This is a genomic window from Geomonas terrae, assembly GCF_004791675.1.
Lineage (GTDB): Bacteria > Desulfobacterota > Desulfuromonadia > Geobacterales > Geobacteraceae > Geomonas > Geomonas edaphica.
Map to the genome: position 1 here is coordinate 147,754 of NZ_SRSC01000005.1, position 23,717 is coordinate 171,470.

Here is a 23,717-nt window from a genome sequence, read left to right on the forward strand (position 1 = left end):
TTTGGGGCAGAGTGGGGCGGCAAATCAACGCAGCGAGGTGAGGATGTTCCTGTTGAACCTGTTGGGTATCGGGATACTGGTGACGGTCGGCATCGCGGCTATCGCGTTTTTGGAAGAGAAGCTCGTGAGCGGGCCGCGCCGCAAGCAGATCGCCGAGCGGGCGAAGCAGAAGCTGGCCGCCTCGAAGGAAAAGAGGGAAGGCTAGTCCCCCTTGCCGAAATAGATCCCGGCGGCCATGGCGCAGAGCACCACGATGGAGAAAAAGGCGAAGTGCCAGTCCCGCTCTTTCGTGAAGATGATGCTTGCCGCCACCACGCGCATGACCGGGGTTCCCAGCAGCACGAGGAGCCCGGCGGTGATCAGTTTCGGCGCGAGCACGGTCATTCCCATCGTCATGAGAGCTATCCCCACCGTTAGAAGCGCTGCGGCGATCAGCGACCCAAGCCGCAACAGCCGCGCCAGCACCAGCTCGATCGGGTGCACCTCCGCGCCCGCCTCTTGATCGTTTCCTACCACCACTTCACCCCCTTGTAGATCATCTCGATCGCCGTGTAGGCCAGGATCGGCATGAAGAAGAGCCTGATCTTGCTTGCCTTCATGTGCACCATGAGGCGCGCGCCGAGGATCGCCCCGATCAGCACCCCCAGAACGACCGGCCCCGCCACCAGCGGCTTCACGTCGCCGCGCGCGAAGTAAACCACCGCACCCGACGCCGCGGTAACCCCGATCATGAAGTTGGACGTGGCGCTCGAGGCCTTGAACGGCATCCCCATCACCTGGTCCATGGCCGGCACCTTGAAAATCCCCGCCCCGATCCCCAGGAGTCCCGCGGCCGCTCCCGAGAAGTACATGATGATGAGCCCCGGGATGGTGCGGCTCACCTGGTAGTCGATCCGGCGTCCGAGCGCCTTGTCGTAGTAGGAACCCTTGAGCCTAAGCCGCTGCGAGATGGCGTCGGGAGTCACTTCCTTTTTATGCTCTTCATTCCTTGTGCGGAACATGTTGTACGCCGAGTAGGCGAGGAGCACTCCGAAGAGGATGAACAAAAGGCGCTGGTTCACCCAGGCGGCTACCAGCGCGCCGGTCAGGGCGCCCGTGGCGGTCCCCATTTCGAGCCATATGGCAACCCGGGTGTTGGTGAGGCGGTCCCTCAGGAAGGCGACGGCGGCTCCCGTCGAGGTGGCGATGATGCAGACCGTGGAGGCGGCCACCGCGGTGCGCATCGGCATGTTGAAGCCGAGGGTCAGGGCGGGAACGATGATGATGCCACCGCCGAGGCCGAGCATGGCCCCCGCCACCCCGGCCAGGATTCCTAATACAAAAACGAGTATGAAGGTGATGACCACTTTTAAGCCCCTCCGACCCGGCAAACGCCGGCGCTTTGCAACCGGCACAATCTACCTTTTCTGCACACCCTTTACAAATAAAAAAGGCTAACAGCAGACCAATGTTACGCGGTCGGAGCCCCGGTCCTCATACGCACCGGTGCGCAGGTGAGACTGCTTAAACATTAGGCTTCTCTGCCTCTTTTTTGTCTCTGTCCGGCACTGGTGGCACATCTGCGCCTAATGATTACTGGGGTTTAGGTGCATGGATAGAAGCTGGCACGGCTCCTGCTAATTACAGCGCAAGGTACGAAGCACAGCGTAGTGCACGTGGCCGAAGAATGACAGGCAAAGGCGCCTCTCCATTACGGGTGAGAGGCGCCTTTTTTTATGCAAATTCAGTGAAAGGGGGAGGTTCAGTCGGAAGGCTGAAAGTCTGAGAGAGTTTGTTGCAAAGAAGATAGAACAAAAAACAATTACAAAGGAGTAACGACATGAAAAGAATCATCAAAAGTCTCATCATGGCAACGGCGCTGACCATCGCAACCACCGGGATCGCAATGGCGACACCCTCCACCCAGATCTGGATTCCGTCCACCGACGTGCAGGCCTTCAAGTCGCTGCACCTTGGTATCGACAACTACACCCGGACCTCATCCGGTGGTTCCGATTTCCGTCCCAATGTCTACGATCTTGGGCTCACCGCCGGCGTGCTCCCTTTCGAGAAGGTTCAGGCTGAAGTCGGCGTGGACTATATGACCTACGGGATCAACACCCTCGACAGCAACCCGCTCTCCTTCAACGCCAAGCTCGGCACTCCGGAAGACTCCCTCTTCTCCGGTTCCCCTGCGCTCGCCTTCGGCGGTTACGGCTTCGGCACCAAGAAGGACCTGACCGACAGCAACATCGTGTACGGTCTCGCCGCGAAGACCCTCCCGGTGGTGGGGCGCCTCTCCGCCGGCTACTACGTCGGCAACGACAAGGTGATCGGCGACAAGAACGACGGCGTGCTCCTCTCCTGGGACCGCACCATGAGCGAGATCTCGGACAAGCTCTGGGTTGCCGCCGACTACCAGGGTGGCGATAACACGGTAGGCGCTTTCAGTTTCGGTGCATCCTGGGCCTTCACCAAGAACGTCTCGGTGATTCTGGGCTACGACATCTACAACGACCAGTCGATGGCCGGCAAGAACACCTTCACCACCCAGCTGGACATCAACTTCCCCTAAGCCGGGCGGCGTGGAAGGCTGTAGCATAGGCGGGGGAGGTGCCGTGGCATCTTCCCCGTCGCTTTTTGTGCAGGTGCCCGACTGGTAGTTTTTCGCATCGTCGAAACTTTTTTCGACAAAAGGGTTGACTCGGCTGTGAAGGCTGTGTTACAAGTTGGGACTCAATGACGCGGGGTGGAGCAGTCTGGTAGCTCGTCGGGCTCATAACCCGAAGGTCACAGGTTCAAATCCTGTCCCCGCAACCAAAACATACAAGGGGTTAGCCGAATAGGCTAACCCCTTTTTTGCGTCTGCGTGTACCAGTTCGCAGCATGGAATTGCTGCCCACTGGTAAGCGTCATGCACCACATGAGTCTGTTTTGTTGATGCAGATCAAGGAAACGTGACTGTCAGCGTGCTATTCCTGTAATCATGAGCGTCATTCGCATGACCATACGGAACGTTGCCATCATTCTCCTGATGCTTGTTCTGACAGTGCCTGCCACTATTCATGCCTATACTCTGGAAATGCTGGCAGCTGAAACGGCGCATGCCGGTTTGTGCCATGATGCGGACAGCGATGCTGATCACGGCTCGACCGGCGATCATCAGTCCGATATCCGCTGCTGCGAACTTGATTCCCCTTACCTCCTGCCATCTTCCCTGGGCCTTGTGACCCCCACCGTGACCGGCACGCTTTCCTCCCCTTTCTACTGCAGGCAACTTGACGGTTACGCCCGAAGGATATATAAGCCTCCCCGACAATCCGGTTGTTGCAGTTAATTTCCTATCTCAAAGGCTTTAACTAACACGCACAACAACAGGAGATATTCGAGATGAAAACCATGCACATACTGAAGATGACTTTGACTGGAGTCGCCGCGGTCGTGGCTCTTTCTTTCGGAATGCCCCGCGATGCGGCGGCCCACTGTGACACGCTTGACGGCCCCGTCATTCAGGACGCGCATAAGGCGTTGGAGGCGAAAGACATCACCCCGGTTCTCAAATGGGTAAAAGCGAAAGATGAAAAGGCGGTCAAGGCTGCCTTCAACAAGGCGCTGGCAGCGAAAGGCGCTCACAGTGAAGCCGCCCACCACAAGTTCTTCGCCACTCTCGTGAAGATCCATCGTGCGGGGGAGGGTGCCCCTTTCACCGGATTGAAATCTGCCGGCGAGGTGGAGCCTGCGGTAGCGGAGGCGGACAAGGCTCTTGCCGGCGGATCGGCTGACGCCCTCGTGAAGCTTGTTACCGATGATGTTACGGCGGGTATCAAGAAGCGCTATGAGCGTGCCGCTGAGGCGTACAAACACAAGGATGAAAGCGTTGCCAAGGGGCGCGAGTTCGTCGAGGCGTATGTCGAGTTCACGCATTACGTGGAGAAACTCCATATGGACGCTACCGGCAAAGGTGCCCATGGCGAACATAAGGAGCATAAGGAACATGGCAAGCTGCACGGCGGCCATGCCGAGCACGGTGCCGACAAGCATTGACGTTCAGATTGAATAGGCGTCTAGTCTGAGATGAAAAAGGAAGTGCCAGTTGCGATCGCCGCAACTGGCACTTTTTTGTGTATGACCACCGTTCTCAGCCCTGGCCTGTGCTCAATGAGTCTGGGCCAGCTCGGTGGACCCGCAGCGATTAGCACCCCTCGAGCGGAATTCCTCCAGGCGCAGTGAAGAGGATAGTTGTCGGTGGACCGTCGAGCAGTTAACGGCTGGAGTGGACATCATCCCCATCAGAAACAGCTCGAAAGCCTCATCATGGGTTCCTATGTGGTGGAAGACGACTTCGCGCAACTCATAAAGATCGTTCAACCTGTGATGGGAGCGGGACCACCGCCAGCAAAGAGCGGCGATGGTTTTGCAGATCACCACATGATCAAGTTCATGTCTCGTCCTCTCTGGATAGTAGGTAGCCAGCATGGCCCCGTTTTCGGCACGGGCGTGGTCCATGGTGTTATTCAGTAGATGCTGGAGCCCTTTCTCCGCCCTTTTCACACAACCATGCTCGGCATTGAAGATGACGTCGTCCATGACTTCGAGGATATTGGCGTATCTGCTGTCGTATCCGTACCCGAGTTCATCGCGTAGCTGCAACTGCTGTTCCATGACTTTCCCGTCTCCGTTGTGTTTCCCGCCGCTTGTCTGGACGTCGTCCCGCCTTGATGCCCTACAGAAGGTCGAAGGTCTTGCTCAGTTTCAATTCGATGCGGTACCCCTCGGAGGGAGTATTGGCTTCATACCAGCGGGCGAAGGGGAACATGGCCGCCAGTCCCGCCGCGAAGCCGCAGGGCTTGTACTTGAACGCCACCTTGGGCCCGGCATACCACTCGTTCTTGGAGTCGTTCTGACTCTTGCCGTCCTTCTCGCTGCTGGCGTTCCAGTCGAACTGCGATTCCGCCCCCATGTCGAAATACTCGTTCATCGCATAGCCCCAGGCGGTGGTGCTCCTTATGTAGGTAGGCTTGCGGTAGGAGTGGGAGCCTTCGGTGAAGGTGTAGACGTGGATCTCCTGGTCCAAGCGGTGCGATCCGGTTGAGTAGGTGAGGCCCACCGCGCCGCCGGTGCCCCAGGCGGCGTTGCCGACAAAGTCGACGCTTTTGCTGTTGACGTCCGTCGTCGGCACCACGAGGCCTACGTCGACCGCCAGGTCGAAAAGTGCCCCTTTGGATTGGTTCATCAGCACATTGTGCAGGGCGATGGCGGTGTCGCCTATCCACCCAAGGTGCTCCCCTGCGCCGGTCACGTTGTTCTTCTTGTAGACATCGTACAGTGGGGTCGCCGTGCGGACGTCGAGACCTTCGGTTATGCCGTAGCGCAATTTCACCACCCCGACATTCTTGCTCAACTCATCGTTTTCGTTCACTTCATTGCTTCCCTTGCGGATGCCGTCGGTCTCACAGTACTGGTAATTGAGAAGGACGCCGAGTTTCCCCACCGGGAAGCCGGTGCCGGCGGGACCAAAGGCCGAGATGGTCGGCCCGAAGGGGCGGGGGGTGGCGGGGGCATCGGCGCCCCAGGAAAGGCCGGCGCAGGTGCAAAGTGCCACGAGGGAAAGCGGGATGATGCGCTTGCTGAATTTCATGACTTACTCCTTTGATCTGTGTCGCGTCGGTTGCTTACCGAACCGCGGTGAATGAAGCGTTGTCCTGCGGATAAGGCACCAATCTGACGCCTGCCTCTTTCGCCCTGGTCACCCCGCCGTCCACATTCGTCACGGAGGTGAAGCCGTGGTGCACGAGGTACCGGCTTACCTTGTCGGAACGATTGCCTGTCCTGCAGATGATGGCGATTCTCTCGTTGGGGGTGACATAACGTTTCAACCTGGCCAGAAAGGCGTCGGCATCGTAGCTCTTGTCCTCCCGGAAGAAGGTGAGGCCGAGGGCGCCCTTCACGACGCCGGTTTCCCGCCACTCTTTTTCCGTGCGGATGTCGATGATTTTCACTCCCGACGAGAGAAGCTCGGGAGTCAGGGGGGCGTAGCGCACCTGGCTCCCGGCCAGGGCGGCAAGGCTGCTGAGGATCAGGATTGAGACGGTAATGATCAAAATTCTCATGGTGATATGCCTCTTTGCGGATGGATTCAGGTGCCGGCCGGGAGCAATTGGTAGAGCACGGTGCTCATGGTGTTGAAGAGGCCGAAGAAGAGCAGGATCCCCACGATCATGAGCAGCAGCCCGGTGAAGAACTCCATCTTCCTGATATGAACCCTGAAGCGTTTGAAGAAATCGAGAAAGCCGTGGAAGAGCAGGCCCGAGACGATGAACGGGATGCCGAGCCCCGCCGCGTAGCTCCCCAAAAGGAACATGCTTTTTCCCGCCGAACCGGAAGTGCCCGCGGCCATGGCGAGGATGGCGCCGAGGATCGGGCCGATGCACGGGGTCCAGCCCGCCGCGAAGGCGATCCCGACGAGGAAGGTGCCCGCGAGTCCGCCCGGCTTTCTGTGCAGCTGGATCCTTTTGTCCCCGAGCAGGACTCCGAAATGGAACAGCCCTGACATGTGGACCCCGAAGAGGAAGATGAGTAACCCGCCGGCGCGCTGCAGCCAGACGAGCCCGTCCTTCATGACCGACTGGAAGGTGGTGGAGGCGACCCCGGCGATAGCCCCCATGCCGATGAAGACCGCGGAGAAGCCGAGGACGAAGGTGACCGAGTGGAGGAGGACGGTCAGGCGCACCTTCCTGGCCGGGTGGGCTTCCTGCAACTGCCCGAAAGAGAGTCCCGTTATGTAGGTGATGTAGGAGGGGATCAGCGGCAGCACGCATGGGGAAAAGAAGGAGAGAAAGCCCGCCGAGAATGCGATCCAGAAGGTGATGTCCGAGCCGAAAAAGGTCATGGCGGTGCCTCCGCTACAGCGACTTCAGGTAGCTTACGACCTGGGAAGAATCCCACGGGATCCCGCCGGTCACCCGTTGCCGCAGCACTCCCTTACGGTCGACGATGAAGGTGTCGGGCAGACGGCTCGCCCCGTAGCGCTGCTGCACGAAACCGTTCGCGTCGCTGAGAAAATCGAATGAGAAGGGGAGCTTGCGAAACCTTTCCGGGACCTTTTTCTCGACGTTGACCGCGAGGATCACGAGGTCCCCCTTGGGGAAGGCCTTTACCAGCCGGTCCATGGAGGGCATCTCGTCGCGGCAGTAGGGGCACCAGGAAGCCCAGAAATTCACGAGGACGATCTTGCCGCGGTACTGGGCGAGGCTTTTGCCTTCGCCGGCGAGACCGGGGAGCCTGAAGTCTGGGGCCGGCGCGCCGATCCGGACCGAGGGGTCATCCTGGGCTTTACCCGGTGCCGACATGGCAAGCACCGTCAGGGTCATGAGGCAGGCGCAGATATAGCGGACCAATCGTTTCATGGTGACAACCTCTTTGATGCGGTTTCCGGGGGTGGTGGAGTCGTAAGTTGCCTCAGGCTGAAGGAGATCCTTCAGCCTGAGGCGTTTTTGCAGGATGGTTACTTGTTGGTGAAGGCTTTGTCCACGCTGAACGGCATGGCCTGGTAGCCGGTCGTATCCTTCAGCTGGATTTCAACCGCCGGCTCTTTCTCGCCGTAGTTGAACTCCATGATGTACGGGTTCGGGTCGGTCTTGAACGCGCCGGTGGCGATGTCGAAATCCGCGCCGGCCGTCGCCGAGTAGACGAACACGGAGTCCTTGTCGGTCTGGTACTCGGTAAGCGAGGTGACCGGGCTGTACCAGCCGTTGCCGCGCTGTTTGCCGAACTCCCAGATCTGTTCGATGGTCATCTTCTTCTGGTCGATTTTGTAGATGACGGCGCGTGAGTATTTCATGCTCGGCAGGGCGGGCTGCTCCATGCCGCGGCTGTCGCCGTTGTCGAAGACGCTCACGTAGATGATGTCCCCTTTGGACTTGCTGTCGATCTTGAATGCGGTGTGCTGCGTCCAGGTCCAGTCGAAACCGCCCTCGTCGTTCTCGTAACCGGGGCACTTGGAGCCGCCGGCCTCGCATACGATCTTGTTACCCTTGGAATCGACCGGGGTCAGGAACTTGCCCAGGTATTCCTTTTTCCACCCCTCGGGGCTTCCCATGATCCACTTCACCTGCTTGTCCCGGCCGATCTTGACGACCGCCGACTGGTGGCGCGAGCTGATGATGATGGAATCGTCCTCGGCGTCATGGTCGACGCTGTTCACGTGCGCCCAGTTCCTGCCCGGTCCGACGCCGACGATGTCGCCGAACTTGTCGTTCGCGTCCTGTTTGGCGAGTTCCTCGGCGGTCATGGTGTGGCCTGCCTTGCTGGCGTCGATGTTGAGGCACACGGCCCCCTGGTCGAGCACCTTCATGTTGACGTCGCGATACGGGTCGAGGATGTCGAAGAGGCGCCACTCGTCCTTGACGAGGCCGGTGGAAGGCTCAACCTCGATGATCACGTCGCGCACGGTGCGGACGTTCCTGCCGTCGGCCCGCTTCAGGTTGGAGCTCGCCACGCGGAGGAAATAGTTGCCGTTGGGGGAGTTGTCGATGGAATGGGAGACGTCGTTGTAACCGGCGGGAAGCTCGCGGTTGAAGACTTCCTTGCCCAGGATGTCGTACTTCACGTAGCGCTGGCCGAAGCCCCAGCTCATGGCGCCGTCGTTGTTCTGCTTGAAGCCCATCATGACGCCGGCGTTGTAGATCGACTTAAGGTCATAGATGGTGTCGACTTTCATGTACCAGCGGACTTCGCCCTTGGTGTCGACGATGAAGTTCTGCGGGTAGTAGTTCCACTCAAGTGCGCCGCCGGTAGGGTTGTTCCAGACCGCCCTGGTCCCTTTGCCTGCCTTGTGCAGGAAGTTGTTCACGAAATAGAGTCGGTCGCTGTACTTCTTGTCGACCTTCTTCACGTCGGCCCCGGAGAAGAGCGCGGCCTTAAGGGTCTTGGTGGCGTTCGGCTCGGAGTACACCGGAGGAGCGTAGAGGGTGTAGCTTTCCTTCACCTGCTCCCACTTGCCGTTGAAGAGTTTCGAGTATTCGACTTCGACCGTGTTTACGTAGTCAGCATAAAGACCGAAGACAGGGATGCCGCCGTGGGTCAGAAGATGCTTGTTGGCGACGCGGTACTTGATTTCCTGCCCTTCCGCCTTGGGGACGATCCGCACCGTTACGTCCTTGAGGACGAAGCCGCCGTTTTTGATGACTGCGGTCAAGGGGGCCAGGTCATAGGGGTTCATGACCACCTCGCCGAGTTTCCCCTGGACCTGGTAGTCGACATGCGCGCCGCTTGCACCGCCGATGGCGAGGGCCATGGTCGGTACCGCCGCTCCGAGCATGGCGGAGCACAACACGAGCCGCGCCACTCTTCCGGTTTTCACCAATGCTGCTTTTCGACAGTTCATACTGATCTCCTTTTTTGTTGTCGGGGGCGGACATGCCGCCCCTCGCGCCGAGATTGTCGTTACGCCAACTTGCCGGTGTAGCTGGAAGTTTCTACGTGTGCTGCGGCTTGGCGCTTGCGCACCAGGGTGATGATCCAGCAGGCTGCCGCCATCAGCAGGGCCAGGAGGATGACGCCGAAGGTGATGACGGTGCACTGCGCCATGTTCATGAAGTGGGAGGGAGGCCAGAGGTACCACCCTTCGGAGTAGAAGTCGGTGATGGCCTTCTGCATGGAGCTCAGTTGCGCGCCGTCGGGGATGATCGGGTTGTCGTAGCCGCAGTCGCCCGTCGGCTTGAACCATTCCGGAGACCACTTGTCCAGCGGCAGGTGGAACGGGAAGGTGGGCTCCGGGGAGCACCCCTGCACGCCGAAGAGGTCGTCGCTGTGGGCGGCGTGGTGGATCTTGTTGAGCTTTATGCTGTAGAGAACACCTTTGAAGCTTCCCCAGATGGCGAACAGGTAGCCGACGATCTTCAAGCCGGGGTTCGAGGGCTTTATTGCGGCAACGATGCCGCCGAAGGCCATGGCGAAGAAGGCGAGCCTTATGTAGACGCACTGCTCGCAGGGTCTCATGTAGAGCCAGATCTGGAACACGGAGTGGGCCAGGATGACCATGAACAGGCTGAGTGCCGCCATGAAGATCCAGAGAAACCGCTTGTCCTGCCACTGGCTGATGGTTCCTGCCGGATCAGACCTGAAGTTGCCGATCATTTCTGAGAGTTTCACGACGCGTCTCCTTATTTGGTCTTCAGCTCGTTGATAAGCTTCAGCATGCCGTCTATGGAGGTGATGCTCTTGGTCATGACGAGGTACTTGCCGTTGACTACGAAGCCGGGAACGCCCTGGACTTTGGCGACGTCATAGGACTGGTCCCACTCTTTCAAAAGCGCCTTGACCTTGGGGTCCGCTTTCGCCTTGTCGAACTCTGCCTTGGACATGCCGACTGCGTCGAGACCGGTCTTCAGGTAGGCGTCGGGGCCCGCATCCCAGCGCTCTTTTTTGTCGTGGTAGGCGGTGTAGTAAGCCATCTTGGCTTTTTTCAGCAGGGATTTTTCGGTGTAAAGTTCGCGGTCGGAGAGGCCGGCCTTCTGGTCCTTCAGGAGCAGCACGGCGAAGAGTTCGCTACCCTGGACGCCGTATTTACCTTTGGTTTTCAGATGGAAGGGGCGGAACTTGAGATCGCTCGGCAGCTTGGGAACCAGGTTCGGAGTGATCTTCTTGTCGTACTTGTAGCAGAAGGGGCAGTCGTAGCTGAACACCTTGATCAGGGTACCCTGTGCGTTCGGGATCGGTTTGGCGAGCTTCACGTAGTCGGTCCCTTCGGTGAAGGCGAAGCTGGTTGCAGCGAAAAGGGCTACGAGGGCTAAACTTGCGGCGATTTTTTTGACGAACTTGAACATGATCTCTCTCCTTTGTGACGTATGGTTGTTAATGCTGTTCCTGGCCTCGTTCGGTATCGTTTGACATGCGGTTGCGGTGTCTCCCTCCTTTCCTCCTGGTGCCGGTTTGGTGATAGCGTTTACCGTGTTTGTGCTGTTGCCGTGAACTGTTTGTCTGTTTGTGAGATTAATTGGCTTTCCTGGTTTCTTTTAGTTTCATATTTTGCCTTTTGGTTTATTTAACAAAACCAAAAGCGGGACGTCAAGCATTTTTTTACAATTTTTTTTACTGCCACCGTTGCGGGTTCCTGCAGTAGCGTTTCCGTACTCTGCCGGTCCGCGAACGAGGTGCTGGTAAGACGGTAAAGTCGAGGGGTTACGGTGAAGTTGCACTGTGTGGGAGGCTGGCCGGTGAGTGGTGGCGGGGTGGTGACGGGGGAGTCTTTAAGGTGATTCGGACTTTTCGGTTTACTCGTTTGTTATATTGAAGTAAACTAAATCCGCTTTCCGGTGCAGTCGGCTGCGGCAGGGGAAAGCTTTTGTGCAAGCCGGACATGCCGTCTCACGAACCAGTGAACAGTTTTGACGAGGGTGCCTCAATGAAGAAGTTTCTCGAAGCGAGTAAAAACCGTATCGTCATCGTCACTTACGTGCTGCTCTTCTGCATGTTCTGCTTCTTTTCCCTGATGGATCTGCACAAAAGGACATCCGACTACGCCTATTTCGCCAACAAGATCAACACGTTCATCAAGAACGCGCACGACAGCGAATCGGAGTACCTCTGCTCGCGCCTGGTCAACTACGTAAGCGCCATCGCAAAGGAGAAGCACTTCGCCGAACTGCTGAAGGCGGGCGACGCGAAAGCCCTGCAGAAGGTGGCTGAACCCGTTTTCAACGACTTCGGAAAACGGTACGTTCCGGTCATCTCGGTCCTGATATTCGACGGCGCTGGAAATCTCAAATATCACATGGTCCCGCAGTTGATCACCCATGCCCCTGAGACTTACAGGCCGAGCGTCGGGAAAGAGGTCTTCGCCACCAAAAACTACAGTTACGGGTATGAAACCAACATCGTGCCCCTCTATTTTTGCACGGTTCTTCCGGTGCGGGACGCTTCCTCAAATGTGGTGGGGACGATCGAGATCGGCGTCGACGTGTCGTTCTTCCACTACAACCTCAAATGGTTCTTGAAGGATGTCAGGACGGCGATTTTTTCAAAGGGGAAACTGCTTGAAGTCGACCGCGGGTACAAGACGGATTCCGCGGAATACGTCTTCGATTATTACAAAAGGTTGAAAGCGAACGACGCTGCGTTCTTCAACCAGTTCAAAGACAAGATTGATTTCAGGCGGACGAAAAACGATATCCAAATCGGAGACAAGTATTACCTGGTAAGCACGTCCCAGGTTCTTAAAGACAACGGAGGCCGCGAAGTCGGTAAGTATCTTGTCGCCTATGATATGACCGAACTGCGGAGCCGACACTGGGGCTATTTCTACGCATGGCTGCTTTTCTTCGCCATCACCGCCTGCATCATGCTCTGTATCAACCTGGTCGGCTTCAGAAAGTATGAGCATATCATCACCGATCAGAGTAAGATGCTGGCCCAGCGGTCGAAGCAGTGCGCGCTCGGGGAAATGCTAGGGCACATCGGACACCAATGGCGGCAGCCTCTCTACAACCTGTCTCTCATCGTTCAGAACATCGGGCTGCAGAACCAGTTCGGCAAACTGGACGATGCCCTGCTCAGCAAGCAGATCATTCAGGCGAACCAGAACATCGAGTACATGTCGAACATCATAGACGACTGGCGTTCACTGCTCATGTCGGGCAGTAGCCGGACTATCATCGAACTGCAAAGTTCCGTCGAGCGCGCCATTGCCATGGTTGCTCCGGTCATGGAGCAGAGCCGGGTCACCATCGAGAACCGGATCACGAGGCCGGCGTACACCATGGGGTTTGTGAACGACCTGGTGCAACTGACCATAAACGTGCTGTTGAATGCGCGCGATCAGCTCTCCCTGGTGGACGGCGACCGCTTCATCCTGCTCTCCTGCAGCGAGGAGGCGGGAGAGGTGGTGACGGTCACCTTCCAGGACAACGGTGGCGGGATCCCCGATCATCTGCTGAAACGCATTTTCGAGCCCTATGTCACTACCAAGGACAAGGCCGACGGCACAGGACTGGGACTGTATCTGTGCCACCAGATCGTCGAGAATCTCGACCAGGGAAAGGTCTGGGCGGAGAACAGGTCCTTTGAACTGCATGGTGAAACGCGTTATGGCGCCTGCATCTGCCTGCAGTTCGCAAGAACAACCGAGGGAGGTAAATAGTATGAACGTCACCGCCTTGCAACAGATGACGGTGCTTTTTGTGGACGACGAGGAGACGGCACGGGAGCAGATGAAGATGGTCCTGAGCAGTTTCTGCAAAAACACGATCTGTTTGGGTAGCGCCGACCAGGCGCTGGCTGCGCTGCAGGAGCATCACCCGGATATAGTACTCACCGACATCCGCATGCCCGGCTTGTCGGGGCTGGAACTACTTAGCGCCATAAAGCAGAAAGATCCGGCGGTCGCCGTAGTCATGGTATCGGCTCATTCGGAGTCGGAATACCTGCTGGACGCGTTTCGCTACAAGGCGGACGGCTACCTGCTGAAACCGTTCAACTTCCACGACCTGCTCGAACTGCTTTCCGACATAGCGATAGAGAAGGTAGCCGCCGGCAGGGAATCCGGCAACGGTCCGGAGAAGAAGGAGTTCGTCCTCAGAATACTCGGCACACTCGGTGGAAGACGCGCCGAGATCATGGAGTACGTCATCAATCATCTCGATGAGGAGAACCTGTTCCACGGCACCTACGACGAGGTGGCGGAGGCGCTTAGTGCCAGCAAGCCCACCGTCGTGGCTACCTTTCAGATCATGTTGGAAAAGAAGGTGCTGACCCGGCTCAAGTACGGAACCTACCGCATGAACATGGAGGAACCTGCCTGATCAGCTGAACTTGTTATGTGTAGGTGGTGGCCCTAACAACTCGCCAACCGGGGGAGTACTGATGAAGTTATCCATCGTCGTTCCCGTCTACAACGAAGTCGATACCATCACGGAAATTCTCGCGCGGGTGCGAGCCGCTCCCTTCGATAAGGAGATCATCTGCGTCGACGACGGCTCGACGGACGGAACGAGAGAGCTTCTCTCCGCCCTTGCCGACGAAAACACCCGCATTTACTTCCATGACCGCAACCGCGGCAAGGGGGCCGCGTTACGCACCGGTTTCGGCGCAGCCGGCGGCGATATCGTCATCATCCAGGATGCGGACCTGGAATACGACCCCCAGCAGTATCCGCGCCTGATCCAGCCGATCCTCGAGGGGAAGGCCGACGTGGTGTACGGGTCCCGGTTCACTACCGGCGAATACCGTCGTGTCCTGTTCTTCTGGCATATGGTCGGCAACACGTTTCTGACCCTTCTTTCGAACATGCTCACCAACCTGAACCTGACCGATATGGAGACCTGTTACAAGGTTTTCCGCAGGGAGGTGCTGGAGCGCATAACGGTTGAGGAAGACCGCTTCGGCTTCGAACCTGAGATAACGGCGAAGGTGGCGAAGCTGGACGTCAGGATCTACGAGGTGGGGATTTCCTATTCCGGCAGGACCTACAAAGAAGGGAAGAAGATCGACTGGAAGGACGGCGTGTCCGCCCTCCGCTGCATCCTGAAATACAACCTGCTGCGCTGAAACCTGCCGCTTTAACCGCTGCGGCGGCAGCTTGGCTGAGTTCCCTTTACCTGGTCGTTTCCCATGAAAGACGCTATCGCATCAAACTACAGCCTCATTTACGCCGTCGTCGCCGCGATCCCGAAGGGGGAGGTGGCGACCTACGGGCAGGTGGCACTTCTGGCCGGCCTGCCGGGGCGGGCGCGCCAGGTGGGATACGCCCTGCACGCACTTGCCGACCCGTCGCTTCCCTGGCATCGGGTGGTGAACGCCAAGGGAGAGATCAGCCTGCGTTCAGGCGGAAGCGAGGGTGACCGTGTGCAGCGGTTGCGTCTTGAGGCGGAAGGTGTCGTTTTCGACCGGTGCGGGCGCATCGATCTTGAGCGTTACCGCTGGCGGCCATGATGCTCACCCCGTCTCGATTCTCGCTCGTGCTCTAACCCATCCCCCTGTAACTGTCACGCCTGCAGGATGCAAATCTTTTCCCCGGCACTGACAGTGGCGTTACCTTTACCGCAAAGTCTCATCCCCCTATGCCTTCCGCTGGCCCGCTCGCGCTACATTCAACTTCTGCCGTTAGACAGGCACATACCTCGACGCTATATTTCTATGACAGTAAATTCCCCGGTGAAAGGAGCCAATGTCATGAGTACGCAAGAGAAGTGCCCGGTAACGGGTAAGATCGGCAGGCCTGCCGCCTCCCGCGGTGCGTCGAACCGGGATTGGTGGCCGAACCAGCTGGACCTCAAGGTCCTGCACCAGCACTCAACCCTGTCGAATCCGATGGACAAAACCTACAACTACGCAGAGGAGTTCAAGACTCTCGATCTCGATGCCGTGAAGAAAGATCTGTTCGAACTGATGGCCGATTCGCAGCAGTGGTGGCCGGCGGACTACGGCCACTACGGCCCGCTCTTCATCCGCATGGCGTGGCACAGCGCGGGCACCTACCGCATCGGTGACGGCCGCGGCGGTGCCGGGATGGGGGCGCAGCGCTTCGCCCCGCTCAACAGTTGGCCCGACAACGCGAGCCTCGACAAGGCTCGCAGGCTCTTGTGGCCCATAAAGCAGAAGTACGGCCGGAAGATCTCCTGGGCGGACCTCATCATCCTTGCCGGGAACTGCGCCCTCGAATCGATGGGATTCAGGACCTTCGGGTTTGCCGGTGGGCGCGAGGATGTCTGGGAGGCGCCGGAGGACATCTATTGGGGGATGGAGGAGACCTGGCTTGGGGACAAGCGCTACTCCGGGGAGCGGGAGCTTGAAAATCCCCTCGCCGCGGTCCAGATGGGGCTCATCTACGTTAATCCGGAAGGGCCAAACGGCAACCCTGACCCGGTCGCCGCGGCCGGGGACATACGCGAAACCTTTGCGCGGATGGCCATGAACGACGAGGAGACCGTCGCGTTGATCGCCGGCGGCCACACCTTCGGCAAATGCCACGGCGCGGGGCCGGCCTCACACGTCGGGCCCGAGCCGGAGGCTGCGGGTATCGAGGAGCAGGGGCTGGGCTGGAAGAGCAGCTTCGGCACCGGGAAAGGACCGCACGCGATCACGAGTGGCCTGGAAGGCGCGTGGACCCCGGATCCGATCAAGTGGGACAACGGCTATTTCGACGTCCTTTTCGGCTACGATTTCGAACTCGTCAAGAGCCCTGCCGGCGCCCACCAGTGGATCCCCAAGGACCCGGCGGCGCGGAGCACGGTCCCGGACGCCCACGACCCCGCGAAGCGGCACGCGCCCATGATGCTCACCACCGACCTTGCCCTGAAGGTGGACCCGATCTACGGACCGATCGCAAAGCGCTTCCACGCGCATCCCGACCAGTTCGCCGATGCCTTCGCCAGGGCCTGGTTCAAGCTGACGCACCGCGACATGGGGCCGCGTTCGCGCTATCTCGGCCCGCTCGTTCCCTCCGAAGAGCTGATCTGGCAGGACCCCGTTCCCGAGCGCACCTATCCGCTGATCGATGCCGACGACATCGTGTCACTCAAGGGGAGGATCCTCGCCTCGGGGCTCTCCGTCGCGCAACTGGTGGCGACCGCCTGGGCCTCGGCCGCCACCTTCCGCGGCTCCGACAAGCGCGGCGGGGCGAACGGGGCGCGCATCCGGCTCGCACCGCAGAAGGATTGGGAGGTGAACCAACCGGCCCAGCTCGCCGTCGTGCTGCAGGCCCTGGAAGGGATCAGGACGCAGTTCAACGGCGCCCAGTCGGGCGGAAAGCAGGTTTCCCTGGCCGACCTGATCGTCCTGGGGGGCTGCGCGGCGGTCGAGGAGGCGGCGAAGAGCGCCGGCTGCAAAGTCGCGGTCCCCTTCATCCCGGGGCGCACCGACGCCGCGCAGGAGCAGACCGACCCGGCTTCCTTCGCCGTGCTCGAGCCGGTCGCCGACGGCTTCCGCAACTACTTAAGGAAGAAGTACGCGGTTCCCTCAGAGGAGCTCCTGGTGGACCGTGCGCAACTGCTGACCCTGACCGCACCGGAGATGACCGTACTGGTGGGGGGGATGCGCGTCCTCGGCGCCAACGTGGGACAAGCGCCGCACGGGGTGTTCACGAAGCGGACCGGGGTGCTCAGCAACGACTTCTTCGTGAACCTGCTGGATATGGGAACGGCATGGAGTGCGGTGCCGGGGGACGATGAGGTCTTCGAGGGGCGCGACCGGGCGACCGGCGCATTGAGGTGGACCGGCACTCGCGTCGATCTCATCTTCGGCTCGAATGCGCAACTGCGGGCCATCGCCGAGGTGTACGGCAGCGCCGATGCGCAGGAGAAGTTCGTGCACGATTTCGTGGCGGCATGGCAAAAGGTCATGCACCTCGACCGCTTCGACCTTGCCCGGTCCTGATTGGCCGCAGGGAAGGGGCTGGTTCCGTCCCCCCGGACCGAAGAAAAGGCAAATCCCCCCCGTCCCCCCTTCGCAAAGGGGGGAGCGTGAGTTCACTTGCGGCGCTTCGTGAGAACACACACCGCGCTCCCATGAATTCTCTGGAGGACAAAAGAAAAGGCACTTGGGAAAGTCCCAAGTGCCTTTTGTCGTTTTATCGGAAGCGGCCGCTACGGCAGCTCGGTCTCTCCCATGAGGAAGCGGTCGCACTCGCGTGCGGCGCCGCGCCCTTCGTTGAAGGCCCAGACGACGAGGCTCTGGCCGCGACGGCAGTCGCCGGCGGCGAAAACGCCCTCGACGCTGGTGTTGTAGCGGTTGAAGTCGGCCTTGATGTTGCTGCGGCCGTCACGCTCGAGGCCGAGCGCCTCGGGAAGCTCCTGCTCGGGGCCCAAAAAGCCCATGGCGAGAAGCACGAGGCTCGCGGGACGGACCTTCTCGGTGCCGGGCACCGGTACCGGGATGTACTGTCCCTTCTCGTTCTGCTTCCATTCCACCTCGACGGTGTGAACCGCCTTCACGTTGCCGTCGGCGTCGCCCTCGAACTTGGTGGCGGTGGTGAGGAACACGCGGGGATCGGCGCCGAACTTCGCGGCGGCCTCCTCCTGGCCGTAGTCGACCTTGTGGACCTTCGGCCACTCGGGCCACGGGTTGTCGGCAGCACGGGTGTCGGGGAAGCGGGGCATGATCTCGAGCTGGGTGACCGAGTTGCAGCCGTGGCGCAGCGAGGTCCCGACGCAGTCGGTGCCGGTGTCGCCACCGCCGATGATGATGACGTCCTTGCCTTTCGCGGAGATGAACTCGGCTCCCTCGTTCAAGACCGCCTTGGTGTTGGCGGTGAGGAAGTCCATGGCGAAGTGGATCCCCTTCAACTTGCGCCCGTCAATCGGGAGGTCGCGGGGGAGGGTGGCGCCGGTGGCGAGGATGACCGCGTCGAACTCCTGCTTCAGCTTTTCGACCGGGTAGTCGGCGCCGCCGATGGCAGTGTTGCAGACGAAGTTGATCCCCTCCTGCTCCATGAGCTTCACGCGGCGCAGCACGACTTCGCGCTTGTCGAGCTTCATGTTGGGGATGCCGTACATGAGAAGGCCGCCGGGGAGGTCGGCGCGCTCGAAGACGGTCACCTGGTGCCCGGCCTTGTTGAGCTGGGCCGCGGCGGAGAGGCCTGCCGGGCCGGAGCCGACCACGGCTACCTTCTTGCCGGTTCGCACCTGCGGCGGGTTCGGGGCGATCCACCCCTCTGCCCAGGCGCGGTCGATGATGCTCACCTCGATGTTCTTGATGGTGACCGCGGGGTCGATGGAGCCCAGGGTGCACGACCCCTCGCACGGGGCGGGGCATACCCGGCCGGTGAACTCGGGGAAGTTGTTGGTCCTCAAAAGCCTCGTGAGCGCCTGCTTCCACAGGCCGCGGTAGACGAGGTCGTTCCACTCGGGGATCAGGTTGTTGATGGGACAGCCGCAGGCCATGCCGCTCACCAGCATCCCGGTGTGGCAGAAGGGTATGCCGCAGTCCATGCAGCGCGCCCCCTGGGTGCGGAGGTGATCCTCAGGCAGATGCAGATGGAACTCGTTCCAGTCCTTGAGCCTCTCAAGCGGCTCGCGGTCGGCCGGGAGCTCGCGTTTGTATTCCATGAATCCGGTAGGTTTTCCCATAGCTATTTCCTATCTGAAGAAATCAGTCGATCTTCTTTTCTAGTGCGCCGCCTGGCGTGCGTTCTCTTCAAAGGCCGCGGAGAGTGCGTCGTCGCCGGTAAGCCCGGCCGCCTTGGCACGCTCGATGGCCTGGAGCACCCGCTTGTAGTCCGTCGGCATCACCTTGACGAACTTGTGGGCGTGGGTTTTCCAGTCGTGCAGGATGCGGGTGGCGCGTGCACTGCCGGTCCTTTTCGCATGCTGGGAGATCATCTCCTTGAGGGTCTCCTGGTCCTGCTCGTCGGGCTGCTCAAGCTTCACCATCTCGGTGTTGCAGCGCTCCTTGAAGTCCCCTGCGCTGTCGAGGACGTAGGCGACCCCGCCGCTCATCCCCGCCGCGAAGTTCCTTCCGGTCTCGCCTAACACCACGACGGTGCCGCCGGTCATGTACTCGCAGCCGTGGTCGCCGACCCCTTCCACCACCGCGTTCACGCCCGAGTTCCTGACGCAGAAGCGTTCCCCGGCGATGCCGCTTATGTAGGCGGTGCCGCTCGTGGCGCCGTAGAGGGCGACGTTGCCGGCGATGATGTTCTCCTCGGCCTTGAACGGCGAGCCGTCCGGCGGGTAGACGACGATGGTACCGCCGCTAAGCCCCTTGCCGACGTAGTCGTTCGCGTCGCCGGCAAGCTCGAGGGTCATCCCCTTGGGAACGAAGGCGCCGAAGCTCTGGCCTGCCGAGCCGTGGAACTTGAGCCTGATGGTGTCGTCGGGGAGCCCTTCCGCGCCGTAGGTACGGGTGACTTCGTTGCCGACGATGGTGCCGACCACGCGGTCGACGTTGGTGATGGCTACCTCGGCGCTCACCTTCTCGCCCTTCTCGATGGCCGGTTTGCAGATATCGAGGAGTTTGGTCATGTCGAGGGACTTGTCGAGGCCGTGGTCCTGGCTCTCGGTGCAGTAACGGCTTCCCTTAATGCCCATCTGCGGCTGGTACAGCACGTTGCTGAAGTCGAGCCCCTGGGCCTTCCAGTGTGCGATGGCCCGCTTGGGCTCCAGGCGGTTTGCGCGGCCGACCATGTCGTTGAAGGTGCGGAAGCCGAGCTCGGCCATGATCTCGCGCACTTCCTGCGCGATGAAGCGCATGTAGTTGACCACGTACTCGGGCTTGCCCGAGAAGTTCTTCCTGAGTTCCGGGTCCTGCGTCGCGACGCCGGCCGGGCAGGTGTTGCTGTGGCAGACGCGCATCATGACGCAACCCAAGGTGACAAGCGGCGCGGTGGCGAAGCCGAATTCCTCGGCGCCCAGAAGTGCCGCGATGGCAACGTCACGGCCGGTCTTAAGCTGGCCGTCGACCTCGACGATGATGCGGCTTCTCAGGTTGTTGAGAACCAGCGTCTGGTGCGTTTCGGCAAGACCGAGCTCCCAAGGGAGCCCGGCGTGCTTGATCGAGGAGAGCGGGGAGGCGCCGGTGCCGCCGTCGTAGCCCGAGACGAGTACCACGTCGGCGTGCGCCTTGGCCACGCCGGCCGCGATGGTGCCGACGCCGACCTCGGAGACCAGCTTGACGCTGATCCTCGCGCGGCGGTTCGCGTTCTTCAGGTCGTGGATCAGCTCCGCCAGGTCCTCGATGGAGTAGATGTCGTGGTGCGGCGGAGGCGACACGAGGCCAACGCCAGGAGTGGTGTGGCGGGTCTTAGCAACCCACGGGTACACCTTGTGTCCCGGAAGCTCGCCGCCTTCGCCCGGCTTGGCACCCTGCGCCATCTTGATCTGCAGTTCGCTCGCGTTGGTCAGGTAGTTGCTGGTGACGCCGAAGCGCCCCGAGGCGACCTGCTTGATGGCGCTGTTCTTCGAGTCGCCCTCGGCGTTGGTCCAGGTGAAGCGTTCCGGATCCTCGCCGCCTTCGCCGGTGTTGGAGCGGCCGCCGATCCTGTTCATGGCGATGGCGAGCGCTTCGTGCGCTTCCTGGCTGATGGAGCCGTAGGACATGGCGCCGGTCTTGAAGCGCTTCATGATCTCCTCGACCGACTCGACCTCCTCGATGGGGACCGGGATGCGGATCTCGGTGTTGAAGTCGAGAAGGCCCCTCAAGGTGTAGAGGCGCTCGTTCTGCTCGTCGATCAGCTGCGAGAAGACCTTGAACTCCTTGTAGTCGTTGGTCCTGGTCGCCTTCTGCAGCGCCTGGATGGTGAGCGGGTTGAAGAGGTGTTCCTCACCCTCCTTGCGCCACTGGTACTGGCCGCCGGGGTCCAGGGTCGGGTCGGCGGGCACCCGGTGCGGGTACGCCTTCTTGTGGCGCTGCAAAAGCTCCTGGGCGATGCCGGAGAGGTCGATGCCGCCGATCCTGGACGGGGTCCAGGTGAAGTACTTGTCGATCAGCGACTGGTGCAGGCCGACCGCCTCGCAGATCTGGGCGCCGCGGTAGCTCTGGATGGTGGAGATACCCATCTTCGCCATGGTCTTGACGATCCCCTTGATGGAGGCCTTGATGAAGTTCTTGACGCCGGTCTTGTAGTCGATGCCGGTGAGCATCCCCTCTTTGATCATGTCGTCGATGGACTCAAAGGCGAGGTAGGGGTTGATGGCGGTCACGCCGTAGCCCAAAAGCACTGCGAAGTGGTGCACCTCGCGCGGCTCGCCCGACTCGAGGATGATGGAGGCGTGGGTCCTCGTCGCGGTACGGATCAGGTGGTGGTGCAGGCCGGCCACGGCGAGCAGCGCCGGCAGCGCCGCGTACTCCTCGTTCACGCCGCGGTCGGAGAGGATGAGGACGGTGGTCCCCATCTCGATGTGGCGGATCGCGCTGGAGAAGAGGCTCTCGAGCGACTTCTCCATCCCCTCGGCGCCGTCGGAGGCCTTGAAGAGGAGGGACAGGGTGGCGGTCTTGAAGCCGGGGCGGTCGAGGCTCCTGATCTTCTCCATGTCCTCGTTGGTGAGGATCGGGTGCTCGAGGCGGATGACGCGTGCGCTAGTTGCCGACGGCTTCAAGAGGTTCGACTCGGAGCCGATCCTTACCGCCGTCGCGGTGATGATCTCCTCGCGGATCGGGTCGATCGGCGGGTTGGTCACCTGGGCGAAGAGCTGCTTGAAGTAGCTGTAAAGAAGCTGCGGCTTCTCGGAGAGGACCGCGAGCGGGGTGTCGGTGCCCATGGAGCCAAGCGGCTGCACGCCGGAGGTTGCCATGGGGCCGATGATGGTCTCCTGGTCCTCGAAGGTATAGCCGAAGGCCTTCTGACGCTGCACGAGGGGGGATTCCTCCTCGGCCTGCGTCTTCGCAGCTTTCGGGAGGTCGGCCAGCAGGTGGTGGTTCACCTTGACCCAGTCGGCGTAAGGCTTCGCGGTGGCGAGGTCGTTCTTGATCTCCTCGTCCGGGATGATGCGACCCTGCACCGTGTCGATGAGGAACATCTTGCCCGGCTGGAGGCGACCCTTCTTGATCACCTTCGCGGGGGATACCGGCAGAACACCCGCCTCGCTCGCCATGATGACCAGGTCGTCGTCGGTCAGGTAGTAGCGGCAGGGGCGCAGGCCGTTTCTGTCCAGCACCGCGCCGATGATGCGGCCGTCGGTGAAGGTGAGGGCGGCGGGGCCGTCCCACGGCTCCATGAGGCAGGAGTGGTACTCGTAGAAGGCACGCTTCTCACGGCTCATGGTCTCGTGGTTCTCCCACGGCTCCGGCACCATCATCATGACGGCGTGGGGGAGCGAACGTCCGGTCATGAGCAGGAGCTCGAGACAGTTGTCGAACATCGCCGAGTCGGAGCCGTTGGTGTTGATCACCGGCAGGAGCTTCTTGATGTCGTCGCCGAAGAGTTCGCTGTTGAACATGGACTGGCGCGCATGCATCCAGTTCACGTTGCCGCGCAGGGTGTTGATCTCGCCGTTGTGGGCGAGGTAGTGGTAAGGGTGCGCGCGGTCCCAGGAAGGGAAGGTGTTTGTGGAGAAGCGGGAGTGCACCACCGCGATGGCACTCTCGACCGCCTCGTCGCGCAGCTCGGGGAAGTACTGGTCCAGCTGGGCCGGCATCAGCATCCCTTTGTAGACGATGGTGCGGGTCGAGATGCTGGCGACGTACCAGTACGGATCGACCTCCTCGTCGCGGATCTCGTGGATCGCGCGCTGGTTCACGAGGTAGAGCTTCCTGTTGAAGGCGTCCTCGTCGGCGCACGAAGCGTCGCGTTTGAAGAAGATCTGGCGCACGAGCGGCTCGCCCGCCTTGGCGGTGTCGCCCAAGGACGAGTTGTCCGTCGGCACTTCGCGCCAGCCGATCACCTCGACCCCTTCCTCTCTTATGATGCGCTGGAAGACGTGCTTCGCCGCGCTTCTTTCGGTCGCCTCGGGGGAGGTGAAGAGCATGGCGACGCCGTACTCGCCGGCGGCCGGCAGCTCGAAGCCGAGCTCGGGGCAGGCCTTGCGGAAAAAGGCGTCGGGGATCTGGATCAGAATCCCGGCACCGTCACCGGTGTTGTGCTCGCTCCCCACCGCGCCGCGGTGGTCGAGGTTTTCCAGGACGGTTATCGCCTGCTTGACGATCTCGTGGGATTTCTTTCCCTTGATGTTGGTGACGAAGCCGACGCCGCAGGCGTCGTGCTCGAACTGGGGATCGTACATCCCTTGCTTCTTGGGTAATCCGATTGTTTTCATGATGCAACCTTTTGCGAGGTAGTGATCGTGCGCTGCGTCTGCGAAAGGGAGCAG

General features: G+C 60.5%; 21 protein-coding genes and 1 tRNA gene. 10 read left to right on the forward strand and 12 right to left on the reverse strand.

Annotated features, from left to right (window positions below; all coding sequences use genetic code 11):
* The first annotated feature begins 43 nt into the window (after positions 1-43).
* A complete protein-coding gene (locus tag E4633_RS20665) occupies positions 44-205 on the forward strand; it encodes a hypothetical protein (protein ID WP_198419480.1) in 162 nt (53 codons plus the stop codon).
* On the opposite strand, the gene E4633_RS18755 is transcribed toward E4633_RS20665, so the two are convergent.
* Together E4633_RS18755 and E4633_RS18760 are read right to left on the reverse strand one after the other, a co-directional pair.
* Positions 202-516: a DUF1634 domain-containing protein gene (locus E4633_RS18755; RefSeq protein WP_246038240.1), complete on the reverse strand. Its 315-nt coding sequence runs from the start codon at positions 514-516 to the stop codon at positions 202-204. The genes E4633_RS20665 and E4633_RS18755 overlap by 4 nt on opposite strands.
* Positions 510-1,346 (reverse strand): sulfite exporter TauE/SafE family protein, encoded by an 837-nt coding sequence (locus E4633_RS18760; RefSeq protein ID WP_135872616.1) that lies wholly within the window; start codon positions 1,344-1,346, stop codon positions 510-512. Before E4633_RS18760 ends, E4633_RS18755 begins: the two co-directional genes overlap by 7 nt.
* 473 nt (positions 1,347-1,819) lie before the next feature.
* Here E4633_RS18760 and E4633_RS18765 point away from each other — a divergent pair, with 473 nt between their 5' ends.
* From E4633_RS18765 to E4633_RS18780, 4 genes are all read left to right on the forward strand, one after another.
* Positions 1,820-2,554 carry a hypothetical protein gene (locus tag E4633_RS18765; RefSeq protein WP_135872617.1) on the forward strand — a complete coding sequence of 245 codons (735 nt, stop codon included), beginning with the start codon at positions 1,820-1,822 and terminating at the stop codon, positions 2,552-2,554.
* A gap of 168 nt (positions 2,555-2,722) precedes the next feature.
* Positions 2,723-2,799 (forward strand) — tRNA-Met (locus tag E4633_RS18770).
* Positions 2,800-2,980: 181 nt separating this feature from the next.
* Positions 2,981-3,316, forward strand: a complete 336-nt coding sequence (locus E4633_RS18775; protein ID WP_135872619.1) for a hypothetical protein — start codon at positions 2,981-2,983, stop codon at positions 3,314-3,316.
* 53 nt (positions 3,317-3,369) lie between these two features.
* A complete protein-coding gene (locus E4633_RS18780) occupies positions 3,370-4,023 on the forward strand; it encodes a DUF6448 family protein (RefSeq protein WP_135872621.1) in 654 nt (217 codons plus the stop codon).
* 111 nt (positions 4,024-4,134) lie between these two features.
* Here the strand turns inward: E4633_RS18780 and E4633_RS18785 are convergent, their stop codons facing one another.
* From E4633_RS18785 to E4633_RS18820, 8 genes are all read right to left on the reverse strand, one after another.
* A complete protein-coding gene (locus tag E4633_RS18785) occupies positions 4,135-4,641 on the reverse strand; it encodes a hypothetical protein (RefSeq protein WP_135872623.1) in 507 nt (168 codons plus the stop codon).
* A 61-nt stretch (positions 4,642-4,702) separates the two neighbouring features.
* Positions 4,703-5,617 (reverse strand): transporter, encoded by a 915-nt coding sequence (locus E4633_RS18790; protein WP_135872625.1) that lies wholly within the window; start codon positions 5,615-5,617, stop codon positions 4,703-4,705.
* A gap of 34 nt (positions 5,618-5,651) precedes the next feature.
* On the reverse strand, positions 5,652-6,089 hold the full coding sequence (locus E4633_RS18795) for a rhodanese-like domain-containing protein (protein WP_135872627.1): 438 nt from the start codon (positions 6,087-6,089) through the stop codon (positions 5,652-5,654).
* A gap of 26 nt (positions 6,090-6,115) precedes the next feature.
* A complete protein-coding gene (locus E4633_RS18800) occupies positions 6,116-6,868 on the reverse strand; it encodes a cytochrome c biogenesis CcdA family protein (RefSeq protein ID WP_135872628.1) in 753 nt (250 codons plus the stop codon).
* Between the two features lie 13 nt (positions 6,869-6,881).
* Positions 6,882-7,385, reverse strand: coding sequence for a TlpA disulfide reductase family protein (locus tag E4633_RS18805; RefSeq protein ID WP_135872630.1), 504 nt, complete (start codon positions 7,383-7,385; stop codon positions 6,882-6,884).
* Positions 7,386-7,483: 98 nt separating this feature from the next.
* A complete protein-coding gene (locus E4633_RS18810; protein ID WP_135872632.1) occupies positions 7,484-9,364 on the reverse strand; it encodes an aryl-sulfate sulfotransferase in 1,881 nt (626 codons plus the stop codon).
* A gap of 59 nt (positions 9,365-9,423) precedes the next feature.
* Positions 9,424-10,131: a protein-disulfide oxidoreductase DsbI gene (dsbI, locus tag E4633_RS18815; RefSeq protein WP_135872634.1), complete on the reverse strand. Its 708-nt coding sequence runs from the start codon at positions 10,129-10,131 to the stop codon at positions 9,424-9,426.
* Positions 10,132-10,142: 11 nt separating this feature from the next.
* Positions 10,143-10,805 carry a thiol:disulfide interchange protein DsbA/DsbL gene (locus E4633_RS18820; RefSeq protein WP_246038241.1) on the reverse strand — a complete coding sequence of 221 codons (663 nt, stop codon included), beginning with the start codon at positions 10,803-10,805 and terminating at the stop codon, positions 10,143-10,145.
* 578 nt (positions 10,806-11,383) lie between these two features.
* Between E4633_RS18820 and E4633_RS18825 the strand changes: the two genes are divergently transcribed.
* The 5 genes from E4633_RS18825 (at position 11,384) to katG (ending at position 17,349) form a co-directional block, all read left to right on the forward strand.
* Complete coding sequence (locus E4633_RS18825; RefSeq protein WP_135872638.1) at positions 11,384-13,117, forward strand: sensor histidine kinase; 1,734 nt, start codon at positions 11,384-11,386, stop codon at positions 13,115-13,117.
* Position 13,118: 1 nt separating this feature from the next.
* Positions 13,119-13,778, forward strand: a complete 660-nt coding sequence (locus E4633_RS18830) for a response regulator (protein ID WP_135872640.1) — start codon at positions 13,119-13,121, stop codon at positions 13,776-13,778.
* Between the two features lie 61 nt (positions 13,779-13,839).
* Positions 13,840-14,523: a glycosyltransferase family 2 protein gene (locus tag E4633_RS18835; RefSeq protein ID WP_135872641.1), complete on the forward strand. Its 684-nt coding sequence runs from the start codon at positions 13,840-13,842 to the stop codon at positions 14,521-14,523.
* Positions 14,524-14,586: 63 nt separating this feature from the next.
* Entirely contained in the window at positions 14,587-14,907 is a 321-nt protein-coding gene (locus E4633_RS18840) for an MGMT family protein (protein WP_135872643.1), read from the forward strand.
* A 240-nt stretch (positions 14,908-15,147) separates the two neighbouring features.
* A complete protein-coding gene (gene katG / locus E4633_RS18845) occupies positions 15,148-17,349 on the forward strand; it encodes a catalase/peroxidase HPI (RefSeq protein ID WP_135872645.1) in 2,202 nt (733 codons plus the stop codon).
* Positions 17,350-17,558: 209 nt separating this feature from the next.
* On the opposite strand, the gene E4633_RS18850 is transcribed toward katG, so the two are convergent.
* Together E4633_RS18850 and gltB are read right to left on the reverse strand one after the other, a co-directional pair.
* A complete protein-coding gene (locus E4633_RS18850; protein WP_135872647.1) occupies positions 17,559-19,040 on the reverse strand; it encodes a glutamate synthase subunit beta in 1,482 nt (493 codons plus the stop codon).
* A 39-nt stretch (positions 19,041-19,079) separates the two neighbouring features.
* Positions 19,080-23,663 (reverse strand): glutamate synthase large subunit, encoded by a 4,584-nt coding sequence (gene gltB / locus E4633_RS18855; RefSeq protein ID WP_135872649.1) that lies wholly within the window; start codon positions 23,661-23,663, stop codon positions 19,080-19,082.
* Between the last annotated feature and the right edge of the window lie 54 nt (positions 23,664-23,717).

Excerpts from the sequence above, each read along its gene's own strand:
- E4633_RS20665 (WP_198419480.1), top strand. The coding sequence starts at position 44 with ATGTTCCTGTTGAACCTGTTGGGTATCGGGATACTGGTGACGGTCGGC.
- E4633_RS18765 (WP_135872617.1), top strand. The coding sequence starts at position 1,820 with ATGAAAAGAATCATCAAAAGTCTCATCATGGCAACGGCGCTGACCATC.
- E4633_RS18775 (WP_135872619.1), top strand. The coding sequence starts at position 2,981 with ATGACCATACGGAACGTTGCCATCATTCTCCTGATGCTTGTTCTGACA.
- E4633_RS18780 (WP_135872621.1), top strand. The coding sequence starts at position 3,370 with ATGAAAACCATGCACATACTGAAGATGACTTTGACTGGAGTCGCCGCG.
- E4633_RS18785 (WP_135872623.1), bottom strand. The coding sequence starts at position 4,641 with ATGGAACAGCAGTTGCAGCTACGCGATGAACTCGGGTACGGATACGAC.
- E4633_RS18790 (WP_135872625.1), bottom strand. The coding sequence starts at position 5,617 with ATGAAATTCAGCAAGCGCATCATCCCGCTTTCCCTCGTGGCACTTTGC.
- E4633_RS18795 (WP_135872627.1), bottom strand. The coding sequence starts at position 6,089 with ATGAGAATTTTGATCATTACCGTCTCAATCCTGATCCTCAGCAGCCTT.
- E4633_RS18800 (WP_135872628.1), bottom strand. The coding sequence starts at position 6,868 with ATGACCTTTTTCGGCTCGGACATCACCTTCTGGATCGCATTCTCGGCG.
- E4633_RS18805 (WP_135872630.1), bottom strand. The coding sequence starts at position 7,385 with ATGAAACGATTGGTCCGCTATATCTGCGCCTGCCTCATGACCCTGACG.
- E4633_RS18810 (WP_135872632.1), bottom strand. The coding sequence starts at position 9,364 with ATGAACTGTCGAAAAGCAGCATTGGTGAAAACCGGAAGAGTGGCGCGG.
- E4633_RS18820 (WP_246038241.1), bottom strand. The coding sequence starts at position 10,805 with ATGTTCAAGTTCGTCAAAAAAATCGCCGCAAGTTTAGCCCTCGTAGCC.
- E4633_RS18825 (WP_135872638.1), top strand. The coding sequence starts at position 11,384 with ATGAAGAAGTTTCTCGAAGCGAGTAAAAACCGTATCGTCATCGTCACT.
- E4633_RS18830 (WP_135872640.1), top strand. The coding sequence starts at position 13,119 with ATGAACGTCACCGCCTTGCAACAGATGACGGTGCTTTTTGTGGACGAC.
- E4633_RS18835 (WP_135872641.1), top strand. The coding sequence starts at position 13,840 with ATGAAGTTATCCATCGTCGTTCCCGTCTACAACGAAGTCGATACCATC.
- E4633_RS18840 (WP_135872643.1), top strand. The coding sequence starts at position 14,587 with ATGAAAGACGCTATCGCATCAAACTACAGCCTCATTTACGCCGTCGTC.
- katG (WP_135872645.1), top strand. The coding sequence starts at position 15,148 with ATGAGTACGCAAGAGAAGTGCCCGGTAACGGGTAAGATCGGCAGGCCT.
- E4633_RS18850 (WP_135872647.1), bottom strand. The coding sequence starts at position 19,040 with ATGGGAAAACCTACCGGATTCATGGAATACAAACGCGAGCTCCCGGCC.
- gltB (WP_135872649.1), bottom strand. The coding sequence starts at position 23,663 with ATGAAAACAATCGGATTACCCAAGAAGCAAGGGATGTACGATCCCCAG.